At 72.1% G+C, this 19300-nt stretch carries 17 protein-coding genes; 14 read left to right on the top strand and 3 right to left on the bottom strand.

Annotated features, from left to right (window positions below):
• Nucleotides 1-68: 68 nt before the first annotated feature.
• From urtB to urtE, 4 genes are read left to right on the top strand one after another with little or no spacing between them, the layout of a single operon-like run.
• Nucleotides 69-953 carry an urea ABC transporter permease subunit UrtB gene (gene urtB / locus OG858_RS03435; protein ID WP_319315651.1) on the top strand — a complete coding sequence of 295 codons (885 nt, stop codon included), beginning with the start codon at nt 69-71 and terminating at the stop codon, nt 951-953.
• Nucleotides 950-2104, top strand: a complete 1155-nt coding sequence (gene urtC / locus OG858_RS03430) for an urea ABC transporter permease subunit UrtC (protein WP_328545150.1) — start codon at nt 950-952, stop codon at nt 2102-2104. The genes urtB and urtC overlap by 4 nt, the downstream gene beginning before the upstream one ends.
• Nucleotides 2101-2916, top strand: coding sequence for an urea ABC transporter ATP-binding protein UrtD (gene urtD, locus OG858_RS03425; protein WP_086749868.1), 816 nt, complete (start codon nt 2101-2103; stop codon nt 2914-2916). Before urtC ends, urtD begins: the two co-directional genes overlap by 4 nt.
• A gap of 5 nt (nt 2917-2921) precedes the next feature.
• Entirely contained in the window at nt 2922-3614 is a 693-nt protein-coding gene (gene urtE, locus OG858_RS03420; protein ID WP_319068252.1) for an urea ABC transporter ATP-binding subunit UrtE, read from the top strand.
• 200 nt (nt 3615-3814) lie between these two features.
• Here the strand turns inward: urtE and OG858_RS03415 are convergent, their stop codons facing one another.
• Nucleotides 3815-5188 (bottom strand): MFS transporter, encoded by a 1374-nt coding sequence (locus OG858_RS03415; RefSeq protein WP_327745737.1) that lies wholly within the window; start codon nt 5186-5188, stop codon nt 3815-3817.
• 213 nt (nt 5189-5401) lie between these two features.
• Here OG858_RS03415 and OG858_RS03410 point away from each other — a divergent pair, with 213 nt between their 5' ends.
• Genes OG858_RS03410 through OG858_RS03400 form a run of 3 tightly spaced genes read left to right on the top strand, consistent with a single transcriptional unit; the run spans nt 5402 to nt 7029 of the window.
• Nucleotides 5402-5761 (top strand): ArsR/SmtB family transcription factor, encoded by a 360-nt coding sequence (locus OG858_RS03410; protein ID WP_037691983.1) that lies wholly within the window; start codon nt 5402-5404, stop codon nt 5759-5761.
• A gap of 18 nt (nt 5762-5779) precedes the next feature.
• Nucleotides 5780-6097, top strand: coding sequence for a hypothetical protein (locus OG858_RS03405; RefSeq protein WP_327743064.1), 318 nt, complete (start codon nt 5780-5782; stop codon nt 6095-6097).
• Nucleotides 6094-7029: an endonuclease/exonuclease/phosphatase family protein gene (locus OG858_RS03400; RefSeq protein ID WP_086751039.1), complete on the top strand. Its 936-nt coding sequence runs from the start codon at nt 6094-6096 to the stop codon at nt 7027-7029. Before OG858_RS03405 ends, OG858_RS03400 begins: the two co-directional genes overlap by 4 nt.
• On the opposite strand, the gene OG858_RS03395 is transcribed toward OG858_RS03400, so the two are convergent.
• Both OG858_RS03395 and OG858_RS03390 read right to left on the bottom strand, forming a co-directional pair.
• On the bottom strand, nt 7016-9121 hold the full coding sequence (locus OG858_RS03395; RefSeq protein ID WP_086751038.1) for a family 43 glycosylhydrolase: 2106 nt from the start codon (nt 9119-9121) through the stop codon (nt 7016-7018). The genes OG858_RS03400 and OG858_RS03395 overlap by 14 nt on opposite strands.
• A 472-nt stretch (nt 9122-9593) precedes the next feature.
• Complete coding sequence (locus OG858_RS03390; RefSeq protein WP_086751037.1) at nt 9594-10481, bottom strand: (2Fe-2S)-binding protein; 888 nt, start codon at nt 10479-10481, stop codon at nt 9594-9596.
• 246 nt (nt 10482-10727) lie between these two features.
• Here OG858_RS03390 and OG858_RS03385 point away from each other — a divergent pair, with 246 nt between their 5' ends.
• The 7 genes from OG858_RS03385 to OG858_RS03355 all read left to right on the top strand — a co-directional run bounded on the left by OG858_RS03385 (nt 10728) and on the right by OG858_RS03355 (nt 19248).
• Nucleotides 10728-11720 (top strand): FecCD family ABC transporter permease, encoded by a 993-nt coding sequence (locus OG858_RS03385; RefSeq protein ID WP_327745736.1) that lies wholly within the window; start codon nt 10728-10730, stop codon nt 11718-11720.
• Nucleotides 11717-12055: an iron chelate uptake ABC transporter family permease subunit gene (locus OG858_RS03380; RefSeq protein WP_319068257.1), complete on the top strand. Its 339-nt coding sequence runs from the start codon at nt 11717-11719 to the stop codon at nt 12053-12055. Before OG858_RS03385 ends, OG858_RS03380 begins: the two co-directional genes overlap by 4 nt.
• A 20-nt stretch (nt 12056-12075) precedes the next feature.
• A complete protein-coding gene (locus tag OG858_RS03375; RefSeq protein ID WP_327743063.1) occupies nt 12076-13266 on the top strand; it encodes an ATP-grasp domain-containing protein in 1191 nt (396 codons plus the stop codon).
• A gap of 35 nt (nt 13267-13301) precedes the next feature.
• Nucleotides 13302-15068: an IucA/IucC family protein gene (locus OG858_RS03370; RefSeq protein ID WP_319266334.1), complete on the top strand. Its 1767-nt coding sequence runs from the start codon at nt 13302-13304 to the stop codon at nt 15066-15068.
• Nucleotides 15065-16258, top strand: a complete 1194-nt coding sequence (locus OG858_RS03365) for an MFS transporter (RefSeq protein ID WP_328545151.1) — start codon at nt 15065-15067, stop codon at nt 16256-16258. Before OG858_RS03370 ends, OG858_RS03365 begins: the two co-directional genes overlap by 4 nt.
• The gene (locus OG858_RS03360; protein ID WP_328545152.1) at nt 16259-17989 is read left to right on the top strand and encodes an IucA/IucC family protein; all 1731 of its coding nucleotides are present in this window, start codon (nt 16259-16261) and stop codon (nt 17987-17989) included.
• Nucleotides 17990-18057: 68 nt separating this feature from the next.
• The gene (locus tag OG858_RS03355) at nt 18058-19248 is read left to right on the top strand and encodes a type III PLP-dependent enzyme (RefSeq protein WP_406201564.1); all 1191 of its coding nucleotides are present in this window, start codon (nt 18058-18060) and stop codon (nt 19246-19248) included.
• The last annotated feature ends 52 nt before the right edge of the window (nt 19249-19300 follow it).

The raw sequence follows: 19300 nt of genomic DNA, 5'->3' as shown, positions 1-19300 counted from the left end.
GACCGCGCCCGCCGAACAGCCCTTCCCCCGCCCGCCGAACAACCCTTCCCCCGACCCGGAGCCGCTCAATGACGGTCGTCCTCAACCAGGCCTTCACCGGCATCAGTATCGGTGCCGTCCTCCTGCTCATCGCCCTCGGCCTGACCCTCACCTTCGGTCAGATGGGCGTGATCAACATGGCGCACGGCGAGTTCATCATGGCCGGCGCGTACACCACGTACGTGCTGCAGAAGTCCATCAGCGGTGCCGGTGTCTCCCTGCTCCTCGCCCTGCCGCTGGCCTTCCTCGTGGCCGGGACGATGGGCGCGCTGCTCGAATGGCTCCTCGTCCGGCGTCTGTACACCAGACCCCTGGACACCCTGCTGGTCACCTGGGGCGTCTCCCTGATGCTCCAGCAGCTGGCCCGGGACATCTTCGGCGCCCCGAACGTCCAGACCCGCGCCCCGGACCTGCTCACCGGCAACATCTCGGTCGGCGGCATCACCTTCGCCAACAACCGGCTGTTCATCCTCGGTCTCGCCCTGCTCTGCGTCCTCGGCCTCACCCTGATCCTGCGGACGACCCCGCTGGGCCGCCGTATCCGGGCCGTCGTGCAGAACCGGGACCTCGCCGAGGTGTCCGGTATCGCGACCGAGCGCGTGGACCGTACGACGTTCTTCATCGGCTCGGGCCTCGCGGGCGTGGCCGGTGTCGCGCTCACCCTGGTCGGCCCGATCGGTCCGACGATGGGCACCAACTACATCGTCGACGCCTTCCTGGTCGTGGTCGTCGGCGGCGTCGCCCAGCTCAAGGGCGCCGTCATCACCGCCTTCGCACTCGGCGTCCTGCAGTCCGTACTGGAGTACTCGACGACGGTCAGCGTCGCCAAGGTCGTCGTGCTCGTGGCGATCGTCGCCTTCCTGCAGTGGCGACCCCAGGGCCTGTACACACTGCGTACCCGGAGCCTGGCATGAAGACGACCACGCCCTCCCCCGAGAAGACGGCTCCCGTCGCGCCGCCGTCGCCCTCCCTCCTGGTCCGCTTCCGTGTCCCCGGCGCCTTCCTCCTCGGCGCCGTCCTGCTCATCGGGGTCGCCCCGCTCGCGCTCTCCGACTTCAGGCTCAACCTCCTGGCCAAGTACCTGTGCTACGCGATCGTGGCGGTCGGTGTGAGCCTCGCCTGGGGCCGCGGCGGGCTGCTCGTCCTCGGCCAGGGCGTCTTCTTCGGCCTCGGCGGCTACGCCATGGCCATGCACCTCAAGCTCGCCGACGCCGCCGACACCGGCCAGACGCTGCCCGACTTCATGCAGCTCTACGGCACCGGCGACACCCTGCCCTGGTGGTGGCGGCCGTTCGCCGACCCGGCCTTCGCCCTCGCCATGACCGTGCTGCTGCCCATGGCGGTCGCCGCGCTGCTCGGTTTCTTCGTCTTCCGCCGACGGGTGAAGGGCGCGTACTTCGCGATCCTCAGCCAGGCACTGGCCGCCGCCCTCGCCATCTGGCTCGTCGGCCAGCAGGCCACCACCGGCGGCACCAACGGTCTCACCGACATGCAGGGCTTCTTCGGGTACGACCTCGACGATCCCGTCAACCAGCGGATGGTGTATTTCGTCATCGCCGCCGTGCTCCTGCTGCTGATGGCCGCCGCCCGCCAGCTGTTCGTCAGCCGCTACGGCGAACTCCTCGTCGCCGTACGGGACTCCGAGGAACGCGTCCGCTTCCTCGGCTACGACCCCGCCAACGTCAAGCTCGTCGCGTACGTCGTGGCGGCCGGCATGGCGGGCCTCGCGGGAGCCCTGTTCGTCCCGGCGGTCGGCATCATCTCCCCGGCGCTGATCGGCGTCGTCCCGTCCATCGGTTTCGTCATCGGCGCGGCGGTGGGCGGCCGGGCCTCCCTGGTGGGTGCAGTGCTCGGCGCGATCGCGGTGGCCTGGGCGCAGAGCACCCTCTCCGACGCCTTCCCCGCCGCGTGGACCTACCTCCAGGGTCTGCTGTTCGTGCTGGCGGTCGGCTTCCTGCCCGGCGGCCTGGCCTCCCTGGCGAGCGTGGCGCGCCGGCGCCGTAACCCCAACACGACCACCACCATCACGGCCCCGGCCTCGGCCCCGACAGGAGGAACGGCATGAGCGGCGAGGGACTGACGGTCCGCGACCTGCGGGTGACCTTCGACGGCTTCAAGGCCGTCGACGGTGTGGACCTCGACATCCGCCCCGGCGACCTGCGCTTCCTCATCGGCCCGAACGGTGCCGGCAAGACCACGCTCGTCGACGCCGTCACCGGACTGGTGAAGTCCACCGGATCGGTCCGCTTCGGCGGCGAGGAACTCATCGGCAAGCCGGTGCACCGGATCGCCCGCAGAGGCATCGGCCGTACGTTCCAGACGGCCACGGTCTTCGAGCAGCTGACCGTCCTGCAGAACCTCGACATCGCGGCGGGCGCCGGCCGCGGCCCCCTGACGATGCTCCGGCGCCGCAAGGGCGTCCCCGAGGAGGTGACCAGGGCCCTGGAGACGACCGGTCTGACGGCGCTGCGCGACCGTCCGGCGGGTGTGCTCGCGCACGGCCAGAAGCAGTGGCTGGAGATCGGCATGCTGCTCGTCCAGGACGTGAAGCTGCTGCTGCTCGACGAGCCGGTCGCCGGTATGAGCCACGACGAACGCGAGGCCACGGGCGAGTTGTTGCAGCGGGTCGGTGAGGACCACACGGTGGTGGTCATCGAGCACGACATGGACTTCATGCGCTCCTTCGCCCGCAGCGTCACCGTCCTGCACGCCGGCCGGGTCCTCAGCGAGGGCTCCGTCACCGAGGTGCAGGCCGACGCCAAGGTCCAGGAGGTCTACCTCGGCCGCGCGTCCGAGCCCGAGTCCGAGCCGGTGCCCGCGTCCGTGACCGCCGCCGAACAGGTCGCCGCTCCCGTCCCCGTCACCGAGGAGGCGTGACACCCATGCTGGAGATCAACTCCGTCCAGGCAGGCTACGACCGCACGACCGTGCTGCACGGTGTGACCGTGTCCGTCCCGCGCGACGGTGTCGCAGCCGTCCTGGGCCACAACGGCGCCGGCAAGAGCACCCTCCTGCGCGCCGCCATGGGGCTCGTCAAGCCGAAGAACGGGACCGTCCTGCTGGACGGCGAGGACATCACCCACCTCGCCCCGCACCAGCGGGTGGCCAGGGGCATGGCGTACGTCCCCCAGGGCCAGCAGTCCTTCCCGCACCTCACCACCGCCGAGAACCTGCAACTGGTCGCCGACGGCCGCCCGGACGGAAAGGAGGCGGTCTCGGAAGCCCTGGACCTGTTCCCCGTCCTGCGGGAGCTGTCCGGCCGCCGGGCAGGTCTCCTCTCCGGCGGCCAGCGTCAGCAGCTCGCTCTCGCCCGCGCCCTGATCACCCGCCCCAGACTCCTCCTGCTCGACGAGCCGACCGAGGGCATCCAGCCCTCCGTGGTCGCCGAGATCGAGGAGACGATCCTCGCCCTGACCCGCCGGGGCGGGCTCTGCGTCCTCCTCGTCGAACAGCACGTGGGCTTCGCCATGCGGGCAGCGCAGCGGTACTACGTGCTGGAGGCGGGCCGGGTCACCTCCTCGGGAGAGGGGGGTACGGGGGCCGAGCAGACCGTCCGGGCGGCGCTCAGTGTCTGACGGTCCACCGTCGGCGTCGCTCGATGCGTGTGCCGACTGCACTGCCGGCGGGCGGGGTGCACATCACCGCACGACACACGCCCTGGCCGTCCCCGGCGCGCACCGAGTCCGTCGCGCCCTCTGAGAGGAAGCCGATCGTGATGCGTGTACGCCGTCCGCACCACAGGCGTCTGCGGCGTACACGCCGGACTCGCGCCGCGCTACCGCGCGTGCAGCCCGTCCGTGAGGTGCCCGTGGCTGTGCCGCCAGCCCGCCGGCACGCGCAGGGCGCCCGCCAGATGAGGGTGGCCGAGGGGAAGGTCCGCGTGCACGTGGGACGCCGGCACGTGGGACGCCGGCGCGGGGGCCGTGTGCGCGTCGGCCGTCGACCGCGCCGGCCACAGCCGTACGGCCAGACACGCCGCACCCAGGGCGATCGAACCCAGCGCGAGCACCGCCCAGTCGAGCCCCGCCGCCGCTCCCAGCCACCCGGCCAGCGGGTACGTCAGCAGCCAGCAGCCGTGCGAGAGGGAGAACTGCGCGGCGAAGGCGGCGGTACGCTCCCCGGGCGCCACCGAGCGGCGGACGAGCCGTCCGGCCGGGGTGAGCACCGCCGAGGACGCGGCACCGAACGCGGCCCAGAGGACCAGCAACGCGGGCAGCCGCCAACCCCCGCCCTGCGCGGCCGTGACACCTCCGAGCCCGGCGAAGACGACGGTCAGCGACAGCGCGCCCGGCAGCATCACCGCCCGGTCCGGCACCTTGTCCAGCAGACGCGGCAGCACCAGGGCCACGGCCATCGACCCGGCCCCGTACGCCCCAAGCGCCAGCGGTAGGGCGCCCGCCGACAGGCCCAGCACCTCGCGGACGTAGACGACGGAGTTGACCGTCACCATCGCACCGGCCGCCGCGACGGCGAGGTTCAGGGCGAGCAGGGCCCGCAGCCAGGGGACGGCGAGGAAGAAGCGGATACCGGCCGTGGCCCTGGTGTACGCGCCGCCCGTGCGCGGGACGGTGACGGCGGCCCGCTCGGGCAGGGCGGTCGAGACCACCAGCGCGGCCGAGGCGAGAAATCCGAGGACGGTGCCGGTGAACAGCCGGTCGTAGGTGATGACGGACAGCAGGGCGGCCGCGAGCGCGGGGGAGAAGAGGCTCTCCAGGTCGTACGCGAGCCGTGACATCGACAGCGCCCGTGTGTAGTCGCGCTCCTCGGGCAGCACGTCGGGGATGACGGCCTGGAACGTGGGCGTGAACGCGGCCGAGGCGGACTGGAGGAGGAAGACCAGGACGTACACCTGCCAGACCTCGCCGACGAACGGCAGGGACACGGCGATCCCGGCGCGCACCAGGTCCGCCGTCCCCATCAGCGCCCGGCGCGGCAGCCGGTCGGCGACCGCGCCGACAGCCGGGGCGATCACCACGTACGCCACCATCTTGATCGCGAGGGCCGTACCGAGGACGGAACCGGCGTCGGAGCCCGCGAGGTCGTAGGCCAGCAGCCCGAGGGCGACGGTCGCGAGTCCCGTGCCCACCAGGGCCACGACCTGGGCGGCGAACAGCCGCCGATAGGCGCGGTGACGCAGGACGACGAGCATGGGAACGGCTCCCCTCGGCGTGGCGTTGAGTGTCGCTGCAGCCAAGTGTAACCATCATGTGCGCACCTGCGCACATGATGGTTCCCCGAAGGGGCGTGGAGCGGTGACATCGCGGTGGCGAATGCGGCTCCGCCGCGTGGGAGCGACCAGCCACGACGAAGCCGCAGACAGCGCACGCCCCCACGCCCCCAGCGGAGCGCCTACGCTGGGCGCATGCCTGAACGCCATGCCGTGTCACCTGCGTCCGGTGCGCATCTGCGCGCCCCCGACAGCGCGCGGCTCGCCGAGGCGACCGGAGTGTTCGCGATGCTCTCCGACGCCACCCGGCTGCATCTGCTGTGGCTGCTCGCGCAGGGCGAGTCGGACGTCGGCTCACTGGCCGACCGCTGCGAGGCGTCCCGTACGGCGGTCAGCCAGCATCTGGCGAAGCTGCGGCTCGCCGGGCTCGTGGACACTCGCCGGGAAGGGCGCCACATCCACTACAGCCTCGCCGACGGGCATCTGCGGCGCCTGGTCGTGGAGGCGCTGAGCCACGCGGACCACCGGGTCAGCGGACAGGCACCGCACGACTGAGGACGGCTGGGACGGCCCATGACCGATCACTTCTCGCTCGGACAGCTGGAGTACTTCGTGGCCGTGCCGAACACGGCCTCCGTGAGCGCGGCCTCCGTGCGGCGCCCCGCGTCCCAGGCGCGCATCTCCACCGGATCGCCGGCCTGGAGGGCCGGCTCGGAGCGCAACTGCCGGTGCGGCGGCGGGCCAAGGAGCGTCCTCCTCACGATCGGCGACCCGTTGGAGGAGGCCGGAGTCGTGACCGCCCACGCCGCGAGCGTCTCGCCCATCCGCCGGGCGCGTGCCTTCGCCCGGTACGCGCGCGATACCCCGGCGACGACGAAGGCGACCGCGTGAGGCCGGACCGTCCCGGTCCGGGCCGGGTGGCCGCTGCGGTGGCGGTGCCGACGGCCGGGCTGCTGCTCTTCCCCCGTGCGGTTCCCAACTCCGTGGGCCGCGTGGGCAGTCTGGTGGAGACGTTCCTGCCCTGGCTCGGTCTGGTGGCGGTGGCACTGCTCGGCCTGGGGCTGCTGCACCGCTCGGCGGTCGCGCTGCTGGCTCTCCTGCTGCCGGTGGCTGCCTGGACGTACGGCTTCGGTGGGCTGCTGCTGCCCGGTGAGAACCCCGGCGCGCGCGACCTGGTGGTGGTGCAGCACAACGTCAGCGACGAGAACGCCGACCCGGTGGGAACGGCCCGCGCCCTGGCCGACGCCGGGCCCGATCTCATCGCGCTGGAGGAACTGGTGCCCACGGCGCTGCCTGCCTACGAGAGGACCCTCGCCCCGGACTACCCGTACCACGCGGTCCGGGGCACCGTCGGACTCTGGTCGAGGCATCCGCTCACCGCCACCCGGCTGGTGGACATCAAACCCGAGGGGATCGAGGAGGAGTGGAGCCGAGGGCTGCGGGCGGTGGTGCGTACGCCGCGCGCCGAGGTGGTGGCGTACGTCGCGCACCTGCCCTCGGTCCGTGTCGGGGCGGGCGGACTCGCCTCGCAGTGGCGTGACGAGAGCGCCGTCCTGTTGGGCAGGGCCGTCGCCGCCGAGAAACGGAACCCGGTGATCCTGCTGGGCGACCTCAACGGCACGGTCGACGACCGGGGGCTGGCGCCCCTGACCACACGGATGAACGTGGCGGAACGGGGTTTCGCCTTCAGCTATCCGGCCGGGCTTGCGCTGACCCGGATCGACCAGGTCATGGCCCGCTCGGCGGCCGTCGCCGACATCCGCACCCTGCCCGCGACCGGCAGCGACCATCTTCCGGTCGCCGCCCGCGTCACCCTGGACTGACCGCCGGCCCGATGGACTCCAGCGTCGGCACGACCTCCTCGATCGAGCCGTCCGGCGCGAACACCAGCCGGTCCAGGGTGGATTCACGGCGCATGCCGTCGCCACGCGGAGTGCCGGGGCCGGGAATCGCGAACCGGTGGTAGCAGATGAACCAGTCGTCGGTGCCGGGGACGTTCACGACCGTGTGGTGGCCCGTGGCGAGGATTCCGTATTCCGGACGCTTCCGCAGGATGACGCCCTTCTTCGTCCACGGACCGAGCGGCGAGGGCCCGGTCGCATAGGCGACGCGGTAGTCCTCGCTGCGGGTGTCGTCCTCCGACCACATGAAGTAGTAGACGCCCCGCCGCTTGATGACGAAGGCGCCCTCGCGGAAGTCGTCCGGGGTGAACCGCCGTACCTGCGCCGGGTCGAAGGACACCATGTCCTCGTTGAGCGGTACGCCGTACGCCTCGCAGTTGCCCCAGTAGAGATAGGCCGTGCCGTCGTCGTCCTTGAAGACGGCGGGGTCGATCATCTGGCCCGCGAAGTCGTCGCGCCCGATGAGCGGCCGGTCCAGGGCGTCCCGGAAGGGGCCGGTCGGGCTGTCCGCGACGGCCACCCCGATCTGCTGGTCCGCGCAGAAGTAGAAGTAGTACGACCCCTCGCGCTCGCCGGCGGCCGGCGCCCAGGCGTAGCGGTCCGCCCAGCTCACGTCGGACTCCAGGTCGAGAACGACTCCGTGGCCCTCCCAGGTGACCAGGTCGTCGGAGGAGTACACCTCGAACCGTGTCCCGCCCCAGCCCTCGAAGCCGTCCGTCGTCGGATAGATGTAGTAACGGCCGTCGAACTCCTGAATGTTGGGGTCGGCATGCAGCCCCGGAAGCAGCGGGCTGCGCATGTGCACGGCCTCGACGGTCCAGGTGCGTACGGTCCCGTCTGCCGTCATGACCGTGTACGGCCGCGGGGTGCGGAAGTCGCGCGGGGTGCCGGAGGGCGGGTCGATGCGGGCGTCCGCCGACACATCGAACTCCGGTGCCAGGCCGTCGAGTTCGGTGCCCGGATGCAAGGGCAGGACGACCTTCGAGGCCGTGTCGTCCACGATCGCGTACGCCTTCGGGCCTCCGGGGACGGTGGCGTCGACGACCGATGCCTTCGGCGCGTACGCGGCGAGGAGGCGCTCGTACTCGGCCCGCGTCACCGGCAGCACCGAACCGTGCCGGGCGCCGGGCGGCAGCGCGAAGGACTCGCAGGGTGTCCACGTGCCGGAGCCGAGGTCGGTGGTCTCGAAGGGGACATAGCCGCGCTCGCTGAACTCGTCGATGAACAGGTACCACTTGTGGTCGTCGGTGTTCGACCGGAAGACGATCGGCCCCTCGCCCTGCTCGACGACCCCCTGACCGATCCGGTCGGCGACGAAGGCGTACGAAGCGTCTCGCAGCCCGGCCGACTTCTCGGCCGTGATGAACTTGCCGCCGGGCGCGGCGGGGGAGTTGCCGCGCTCGTCCTTGGTGAACCGGTAGTAGACGCCGTCGTGGCGGACGACGGTCGAGTCGATGACCGAGTGGCCGGGGTCGTTCCAGAGCCGGGGTTCACTGAAGACGCGGAAGTCGCGGGTGGTCGCGTACAGCATCCTGTTGTGGGTCTCGACGGTGTGGCCCGGGTCGTCCTCGGCGTACACCTTCGACGCCCAGAAGACGACGTACGCGCCGAGGTCGGGGTCGTAGCAGGCCTCGGGCGCCCAGACGTTGCCGACGGTGTCGGGGGCGACGCGCACGAGGCGGCGGTCGGTCCAGTGCACCAGGTCGGTGCTCTCCCAGACCATCAGCGAGGTGCTGCCGGTGCGCTGCACCTGCTCCCAGTCGCCGTCACGCTCGCCGTGCATCCTGAGGTCGGTGGCGATCAGGTGGAAGCGGTCGCCCTCCGGTGCGCGGACCAGGAACGGATCGCGCAGTCCCCGTGTGCCGAGGTCCGAAGTGAGCACCGGGGCGCCGCCGTTGAGTTCACGCCAGCGCAACGGGTCGTCGCCTCGGCTGAGCGCGAACCTGACCTGCTCGCCGTCCGGGCTGCCCTCGCCGGTGAAGTAGACGAAGACGTATCCGGCGTACTCTCGCAAGCCGACCTCCAGTGCTGCGACCTTTTGGCGTTTCCTGTTGGAAACCCGTCGAAGAGTGTTGCTATCTGCGACGAGCGCCGTCAATCGGCACGGGGCTCCGGAGCTGCATCGAAAGTTTCGACGGCGGGGCCTTCGCGCAGGTCGCGGTCGCCTCGGGCGAGCAGCGGACCGCCCGGGCCCGCCACACCAGCCGAGGTGATCACGGCCACGGCCACGGCCAGGGGAAACGCCGTCCGGGACGCGCCACGGAGAGGTGCTGCGCTCGGTGGCGGTCTTCGGATGCCCGGTGTCCGCATCGACCCACGCCCCGGGTGGGACGCGGCTAGGGGTGCATACCCGGCGTAAGCCTCAGGGTGCATGCGGGATCCGTGTGTGCCCTTTGGGGAAGGTCGAGGGCGGTACCGGCGACTTCCGGGTCCTGCCCTGGAACCCCGACCTCGTGGAGCAGGGCGCACCGACCGCGGCCGCGCGGTCAGCCCTCCAGTCGGCGCAGCCGTTCCGCGTCGCAGGTGCGAGGGCAGGTGGAACAGGCCTCGGCCGGGCGGATCGTGTAGTAGAGGCAGCAGCCCATACGGGTGCGGGTGGGGTGCTCGCGACCATCACCCGTACGGAGGGAACGGAAGTCGGCGCCGCCGGGGAAGGGTGCGTGGGCGGTGGGGAGGACCGCGGAGGCGGCCCGGACGCCGGCGGCCTCGTCGCCCCGCATGCGGCCCAGGTACCAGAGGCCCGAGACCAGGTCGTCGGAGACCAGACCCCACAGCGCGCGCGAGCCCCGGCGGGCGTACGGGCCGATGGCGTCCAGTACCGGGCCCATGTGGTCCGCGACGGCGGCCCTCAACTCGGCTCGCAGGGACTCCTGGTGGGCGACGGCCCGCGCGCCGGGCAGCCCCGCCGCCGGGTCGTCCGGCAGGCAGACGAGGTCGGAGCCGGGCCGGATCTCGAACGCGCCCGTCGCCAGATCCACCCGTATGTCGGCGGGGGAGATGCGGGGCACCCGCCGCTCCAGACACCAGACACCGCTCATCAGCAGGCCGACCGACCAGGCGTAGTCGTGCAGGGCGCGGGAGGCGGCGACATGCCGGGGTGCGGAGTGGTCGTAGCGGGTCTGGATGCGGGCGGCCTCCGCCTCGACGAAGGCCTCCACGCTCTCCTGGCCGTCCATCAAGCCGACCGTCCGCAGGGCGACTCGGGGTGAGTGCGTGGGACCGGACGGCTGCCGGTCGGTGGGCCGGCCGGGTTCCGCCACGCGTACGGACAGCGCCTCGCACACCGCGTCCAGGCGGTGGTAGGCGGCGGAGAGGAGTTCCGGGACATGCGTGGCGGTATCGGCCTGGGCGGTTTCCAGGTGGGCCACGGTCATCGGTAACTCCAGAGCGTGAAGGGGTTTGGCAGTCGGAGGAGGTAAGGCTTACCTTAGCTGCAAGATCGCGTGCCGGTGGCCAGGTGGGGTGTGAAGTAGTCATGTGTGTCGTTGGCCAGCGAAGTTTCTTGCGGGTTGACCAAGGGCGGTGTGGATCACGGTGAATCCATAGCTGTTGAAGGCTAAAGCATGCCTAACCTAAGCTCACGTTTCGTGACTGTGACCGAGCGGGTTGCGCCGACCGGGGTGCCCCCGCGTGCCCTGAGGCACCTGCCCCTGTTCCTCGGCGGAATCGGCGCGCTGGCGCTCTGCGCCGCGCTGAGCCTCGCCCTCGGAGCACGCTCCGTGCCCCTGCCCACGGTGCTCGACGCTCTCTCCGGCCCCACGGAGAGCCGGGACGCACTGGTGGTGACGGGGCTTCGGCTGCCGCGCACGGTCATCGGCCTCGCGGTCGGTGCCGCGCTCGGAGTCGCGGGTGCCGTGACACAGGGAATCACCCGCAATCCGCTCGCGTCGCCAACCACCCTGGGAATCAACGCGGGTGCGGGCTTCGCGGTCGTCGTCGCCATCTTCGCGCTGAAGCTCACCGACCCCGTCGAGTACGTGTGGTTCGCATTCACCGGTGCCGCCGGTGCCGCCGTCCTCGCCCAGGCGCTGGCCCGCCGTGCCGGTGACATCGACCCCGTACGGCTCGCCCTCGGCGGCACCGTGCTCCAACTCGTGCTGCTGTCCTGGACGTCGGCGGTCATGCTGGCCAGCCTGCGCACCCTCGACGAGGCACGCTTCTGGCCGGCGGGCTCCATCGCCGGACGCCAACTCGAGACAGTCTGCCCGGTGTTGCCGACCCTCGTGCTCGTCCTGCTGCTCGCCGACGCCGTCGCGCCCGCCCTCAACGCCCTCGCCCTGGGCGACGACTCGGCCCAGGTGCTCGGCGTGCCGGTCACCCGTATCCGGCTCGCCGGTGGCATCGCGGTCGTCCTGCTCGCCGGATCGGCGGTCGCCGTCGCCGAGCCCGTCGCCTTCGTCGGACTCGCCGCACCCCACCTCGTCAGCCCGCTGCTCGGCGGCGACCACCGCCTCCTGGTTCCCGGCTGCCTGATCGTCGGCCCCCTGCTCCTGCTGACGGCCGACATCCTCGGCCGCCTGGTCATCCGCCCCGCGGAACTGGAGGTCGGCATCGTGACCGCCTTCCTCGGCGCCCCGCTGCTCGCCCTGCTCGCCCGGAAGGTCGCCCGATGACGCCGACCTCCAAGGCGGCCGTACGACCGGACACGCGCCGCGCCCTGGGCCGTGCCCGTCTCCTCGCGTACGGCGCGACCGGCCTCCTCGCGCTTCTCGCGCTGCTCACCATCTCGGTTTCCACCGGGGAGATGGACATGCCCGCCCCCACCGCGCTCCATGCGCTGGCCGGGCTCGGCGCTCCGGGCGACGTACTGGTGGTGCAGCAGTTCCGGGCGCCGCGTGCCGTCGCCGCCATCGTGGCCGGTGCCGGTCCGGGCGTGGCGGGCTGTGTCCTGCAGCGGCTGTTCCGCAACCCCCTCGCCTCCCCGGTCCCGCCGCCCCCCACCCGCTAACGGAAGCCGTGCCCCACCCCATGCGTCTGTACCTGCTCGCCCTCAACCCCACCGACTCCGTCACCGAGGGCTTCCTGCCCGCCGCCGCCCGGCTCGGTCTGGACGTCACGATCCTCACCGACCAGCCCGACGCCAACCTCGGCACGTACCCCGAGACCGAGGTTCTGCAGTGCGACGTACGGGACTATCGCGCCGTCGTCACCCGGATCTCCACCCACCACCGCCCCGACGCGGTCTTCACCAACAGCGACCACCTCCAGACCCAGGCCGCCCTCGCCGCCCACTACTTCGGGCTCCCCGGCAAGGACTGGCGGGCCACCCTGCGCGCCAAGGACAAGGGCGAGATGCGCCGCCATCTGGCCGCAGCCGGAGTGGACACCGTTTGGTCCGCAGAGATCAGCGACCCGTCCGACCTCACCGGCTCCCTCGTCGCCGACGCCCCGTACCCGTGTGTCGTCAAGCCCCGCGAGGGCGTCGCCAGCGAGGACGTCGTGCTCGTCGACACTGCCGAGGATCTCGTGGCCCGCGGCAAGGAGATCCTGACCCGGCGTCCGGGCGTCACCCTCGTCGTCGAGGAGTACCTGCCCGGAGAGCTGTACACCCTGGAGACCCTCGGCGACGGCCACGTCCGGCACGTCCTCGGCGGCTTCCACACCGAGCTGTCCCCGCCGCCGTACTTCATCGAGGAGCGGCTGACCTTCGTCCCCGCCCACCCCGAGCCGGTCGTCGCGCGGATCCTCGCCCAACTCGACGCGCTGGGCGTCGGATTCGGGTCCTGCCACACCGAGTTCGTCGTGCACGAGGGCAGGGCACGCATCATCGAGGTCAACTACCGTGCCATCGGCGACCAGTGCGACCTGCTGCTCGCCCAGCTCCTCGACCTCCCACTCTTCGAGCACATCCTCCGCACCCACCTCGGCGAGCCGTTGCCCGCAGAACTGGACATCCGGCGCGACGGCGCGGCCCGCCTGGAGTACCCCTGCGCCGAGAGGGCGGGCACCCTCGTCGCCGCCCCCGCCGCTACCGAACTCCATGTCGACGGAGTGCATCTGACGTACCGTCCGCTCCGTCGGCCGGGCGAACGCCACGAGCTGTACCGGACCAATCGCGACTACCTCGGCGTGCTCCGCGCCACGGGCACCGGCCAGGAGACCGTCGACCGGGTCGTGGCCGACTTCCTCGCCGCCCGGCGCTGGGAGATCCAGCCGTGACCGCCGTCGCTTCCGTCGCTTCCGACGACGCCACCGTGACCAACGCTGCCGTGACCACCGCCGTCGCGCCCACCGACACCGTCGAAGCCGTACTCCTCACCCGCGTGCTCGGCGCCCTGCTCCGCGAGGACGTCGTCGGCCTGCGCTCCCGCAGCACCCTCGTCCACCGCCCCGACGGCCCCTGGCTCCGGCTTCCTCCCACCGAAGGCGACGACGCCCTCCTCCTCCCCGTCACCGAGGAGGGCTTCCAGCACACGTACACCGCCCGGCTGCCGCTGCTCGCACGGGAGTCGGACGGTACGCACCTCGCCACCTGCTCCACCGTCCTCGCCGCACTGCGCGACCTCGCCGAGCCCGTCGACCACGACGGTTTCGACGCCTTCGCCGAGGAGTGCCGACAGACCCTCGCCACGATGCGGCTGCACGAGGCGACGGGGGAGGAGATCGCCGACGGGCTCACCGACCTGTACGGCACCGACCTCGCCGACTGGACCGGCCTGCGCGGCGGCCTCGCGTACGAGACCCTCGCCGCACGCCTCGACCATCCGGTCTACCCCACCGCACGCGGCCGCTCCGGCCTCGACGAGGACCAACTGCGACGCTACGCACCGGAGTTCCACCCGAGCTTCGCGCTCCAGTGGCTCGCCCTGCCCCGCGAGTCCGTCACCCTGACCGGGGAGCTGCCGGACGGCTGGCCCATCCCCTCCGGACTCGGCCTCGCGGACCTCGACCGCACCCATGTCGTCCTGCCCGTGCACCCGTTGACCGTCGGCGCGCCGCTCGACGCGGCGCTGCGCGAGGCGGGGCTCACTGACCGGGCCGTGCTCGCCGACCGGGCGTACCTCTCCGTCGTGCCCACGCTGTCGATGCGCACGGTCGCTCCGGCCGCAGCCCCCTCCCTGCACCTCAAACTCCCCCTGGCCATCGCCACGTTGGGCCTGCGCAACAGACGCTCCATCAAGCCCGGCACCCTCGTCGACGGCGCCGCCGGGCAGCGGCTGCTGGCGGCTGTGATCGACCGCGAGCCCCGCTTCCGGGGCCGGGTGCTGCACGCCGACGAGACGGTGTACGCGCACGCCGGTCACGAACTGCTCGCCGTGCTCTGCCGCCGCTACCCGACGGACCTCGACGACTCCGTGGTCGTTCCCATGGCCGCACTGCTCGCCCGGGCGCCCGGCGGACGACTGGTCGTCGACCACCTCGCCGACCGCTTCCACGGCGGCGACCCGACCGCCCTGCTCGACGCCGTCCTCACCCTGCTGTTCGACTGGCAGACCACGCTCTTCGGATACGGCATCGCCCTGGAGTCGCACCAGCAGAACGTCTCCTTGGTCTTCGGCCCCGGGCCCGGCGAGCTGCGACTGCTGCTGAAGGACAACGACGGCCCGCGCGTCAACAGCGCCCGGCTGGCCGCCGAGTTCGGTGAGGACGGTGGCACCTGGGGCTTCGACGATGCCCGCACCTTCACCACAGACGACCGCGCGGTGGTCGACGTCTTCACCACCATCACCGTCCATCTGTGCGCCGGCGCCTACGCGTTCGGCCTCGCCCGGCACGGCCGCGCCCCCCTGGCGGAGCTGCTGACCCTCGTACGGGACCGGCTCACCGAGGCAGTCGACCGGCTCGGCGGCGACGCGGCGGCCGCCCTGCGCGAGCGGGTCCTGCACGCGCCCGAGCTGCCGGTGAAGGCGATGGTGAGCGCCGGAACCCTGCTGAGCAAGGAGCGGTCGGGCGCCGCCGACATCAACAAGCACTACACGACCGGGCCCAACTACCTCCTCCGGGAGGGTGGTTCGGCATGACCACCGAGACGCTTGCCATGGCCCGCCCCACGTTCGGCCGTCGGCAGGTGCACGCCGTGGCCGCCTGCTACTTCGTGGCGTCGTTCGCCGCGCTGGGGCTGCCGCCGTACTTCACGGAGATACTGCCCGAACTCGGCGACCGCACGGCCCGCTGGGCCGGTGTGCTGTACGTAGTGCCCACCGTTTTCAGTGCGCTCGCGGCACCCCTGTGGGGGCGGCTCGCCGACCGCTTCGGGCGAAAACGGCTGCTGCTGCGGGCCCAATCGGGCCTCGCCGTCTCCTTCGTCCTCGCCGGCTGGGCCGACTCGCTCACCATGTTCACGGTGGCGCTGGTGCTCCAGGGCGTCCTGGGCGGCACCTTCGCGGCCTCCAACGGCTATCTGGGCGCCGCTCTGGAGGGGCCGCACCTGTCGAAGGCGCTGACCCTCATGCAGGGCAGCGCGCGGGCCGCGCTCGTCCTCGCGCCGATCGTCGTCGGCGCGCTGTCACCGTGGATGTCCCCGCACCGCCAGTACGCCCTCCTCGCGCTGCTCCCGCTCGCCGCCGCCCTGCTGCTCGCCGCCCTGCCCGAACCGGCCGAGACCGGAGAGCCGGAACAGGAGCGGACGCAGACCGCCGCCCCCGCCCCCAAGGCCGCGCTGCGCAGGCTCTACGCGCTGGAGTTCGCCTTCGTGTTCTCCACGGTCGTCTCCTTCCCCTACCTGATCTCCCTCGTCGAGGAACGCCTCCCCGGGGCCTCCGCCGCCCTCTCCGGTCTGCTCTTCGCCCTGCCGCACCTCTGTTACCTGATCACGGCCATGGCGGTGCACCGAGTGCTGCACACCCGTCCCCGGCTCGGCCTGGCCATCGGCTTCGCGCTGATCGCCCTCGGCCTGGCCGGCCACGGCGTCGCCGACACCCTGCCCACCCTCGTCGCCGTACGGCTGCTGCTCGGCGCGGGCCTCACCCTCGGCATGGTCGGCCTGTCGGTTCTGGCCGCCGACTGCGCCCGGGGTCGTGCCTCCGGCGAGATGTTCGGCTCGCTGGAGTTCTTCTCCAAGGCCGGCGCCGTCGCCGCGGGCGTCACCGCCGCCATGGGAAGCGCCCGGTTCGGCCCCACCGCACCGGTGCTGATAGGTGGCGGCATAGCCGCCCTCACCGTCTTCGCGACCCTGTTGCCCCCACATCCGCGTACCCGCTGGAGCCACTGAATGCCCCCGCTCACCGACTCGCTCGGTACCACCCACCTGTCCACTCTGCCGACCGCCGACGACGCGGTGGCCCACACCCTTCTCAACTGCCTGCTGCGCGAGGTGTCCGGCCCCGAACACCAGACCGCCGTCATCGACGGCCACCTCCTGCTGCGCCTGCCCCGCCGCGGCGTCCTCCTTCGCGTCGCCCTGCGCCGTACGTCCCTGCTGGGCGCCCACCGCTTCACCGGCCCGGTGCTGGAGCAGTCGAACACCGGCTGGAGCGCACTCGACTGGCGCCGCCTCGCCGAGTACACGCACGACGAGCTGTCCCTGCGCACCGGCGTCCGCAACGACGAGTTCCTGCACCAGATCGACTCCAGCCACCGCACCCTCGCCACCACGCTGACCGCCCGCGAGACCGGCGAGACCGGCGCACACGCTTCGCACGGGCTCCCGGACTACCTCGACTCCGAGCAGTCCCTGCTGTTCGGCCACCGCTTCCACCCCACCCCCAAGGCCCGCACGGGCGACGCGCACGCCTGGCAGTCGTACGCCCCCGAGGCCGGTGCCACCTTCCCGCTGCGCTACCTCGCCGTCCGCGACCACCTGATCGCCGAGGAGAGCGCCGAGGCGGGAGCCACCGCCGTGCTTGACTGGGAACGCGGGGACGTCCCCGAGGGCTACCGGCTGCTGCCCGCCCACCCCTGGCAGTACGAGATGCTCCGGGAACACCGGCTGCTGCGTGAGGCCCTCGGCCGCGGCGACATCCTCGACCTGGGCCCCGGCGGCCGGGAGTACGCGGCCACCGCCTCCGTCCGTACCCTTTTCGACGGCGACGCCTTCCTGAAGTTCAGCCTCAACGTCCGCATCACCAACTGCCTTCGCAAGAACGCCAGTTACGAACTCTCCGGCGCCGTCGCCCTCACCCGCGTCCTCGCCCCGGCCCTCACCGACCTGGAGACCCGCTTCCCCGGCAGCGCCATACTGCGTGAACCCGCCTACCGCAGTCTCGCCGTCCCCGGCCCCGACGGCAGGCCCGACCGCGCCCTCCTCGAAGGCTTCGGTGTGATCGTCCGCGAGGGCCTCTCGCGGCGGCTGCTGCCCGGCACGACCCCGCTCCTCGCGGCCGCCGTCGCCGACGAGTACCCGACCAGCGCCGCCCACATCTCCCGCCTCCTCGCCGGCACGGGCCCCGAGGCCGCCCTGAACTGGTGGAAGGCCTACCTGCGCCTGCTCCTTCCGCCCGTCCTCTGCGCCTACTTCGACCATGGCCTCGTCCTGGAACCCCACCTCCAGAACGTCCTCATCTGCGTCGACTCCGACGGCATGCCCGCCCAGGTCCTCTTCCGCGACCTGGAGGGCACCAAGCTCGTCCCCGACCACCACGCCGACACCCTCGCCGCCCTCCCGCCCCAGGTCGCCGGCCCGTTGTCGTACGAAGCCCGGCGGGGCTGGGACCGCGTTGTGTACTGCCTGCTCGTCAACCACGTCGCCGAGCTGCTCGCCGCCCTCGCCGACCTGCACCCGGCGAGCGAGGCCGACCTGTGGGCGGCGGTCCGCGCGACCATCCGGGCGTACGCCGACGAGGAAGGCTGCCCGCCCCGCCTCGCCGCCCTCCTCGCCGGGGTGCCGCTGCCCGCCAAGACCAACCTGCTCACCCGCTGGGAACGCAAGGCCGACCGCGAGGCCGGCTACGTCCGCCTGCCCTCACCCCTCGCCGAGGACGTCCTGCGCCGGAGCCCTCGATGAGCCAGGAGCACTGGATGAACCAGGAGCACTTGATGAGCCGGGAGCACTTGATGAACCAGGAGCCGTCGATGACCCTTCCCACCCCCGCCGTACGCGACCGGGTCATGTCCCTGCCGCCCACCCGGCTCCCCGCGTACGTGTACGACCTGACGGCTCTGCGCGAACACGCCACACACGTACGGGCCGCCCTCCCCGAACAGGTCGAGTTGTACTACGCGGCCAAGGCCAACCCCGAGCCGCAGATCCTGGCCGCCCTCGGCCCCTACGTCGACGGCTACGAGGTGTCCTCCGGCGGCGAACTCGCCCACGTCGCCCGGGCCGTCCCCGGTCGTCCGCTGGCCTTCGGCGGCCCCGGCAAGACCCCGGACGAGATCCGGACCGCCCTGGAACAGGGCGTCGAGCGCTTCCACGTCGAGAGCGAGCACGACCTGCGCATGCTCGCCGAGCTGGCGCGCCGGGTGCCACGGGCCACGCCGGTCGGGGTACTGCTCCGCTTCAACCTCGCGGTGGCCGACGATGCGCTGGCGGGCAGCTCGCTCGCCATGGGTGGACGGCCCACCCCGTTCGGCCTGGACCACGCGCAGGCGCCGGACGTGCTCCGCCCCTTCACGGACGGCACCTATCCCCACCTCGAACTGCTCGGAGTCCACGCACATCTGGCGAGCGGACTCGACGCACCCGAACAGCTCTCCGTCGCCCGCTCGATCGTGCGGTGGGCGACGGGACTGGGCGTACGTCTCGCCGAGGTGAACGTCGGCGGCGGCATGGCCGTCGACTACGCGCACCCCGAGAGACGCTTCGACTGGAAGGCCTACGGCGAGGGCCTCGCCCGACTCGCCGACGCCCATCCGGAACTGACGCTGCGTATCGAACCCGGCCGGGCGCTCACGGCCTACTGCGGCTGGTACGCCACCGAGGTGCTGGACGTGAAGCGCAGCCACGGCGAGGAGTTCGCCGTCGTCCGGGGCGGCACCCACCATCTGCGCACCCCGGCGACCAAGGGGCACGACCAGCCGTGCTCGGTGCTGGCAGTGGAGGAGTGGCCGCACCCGTGGCCGCGCCCGGCGGCCGAGGGGGAGCGCGTCAGCCTCAGCGGACAGCTGTGCACGCCGAAGGACCTCCTGGCCCGCGACGTCCACGCGCCGGGGCTGCGGGCGGGGGACCGGGTGGTCTTCGCCCTCGCGGGCGCGTACGCCTGGAACATCTCGCACCACGACTTCCTGATGCATCCCCACCCGGGGTTCCACTTCCTCGACTGACCCTTCCGTTCGCCCCTGGACGGAACCCGACCGCCCGCCCGACCCCTCTGGG

This window comes from Streptomyces europaeiscabiei (genome assembly GCF_036346855.1).
Lineage (GTDB): Bacteria > Actinomycetota > Actinomycetes > Streptomycetales > Streptomycetaceae > Streptomyces > Streptomyces europaeiscabiei.
Note: the sequence above shows the minus strand (reverse complement) of the source record. Positions and strands in the feature narration are given on the sequence as shown.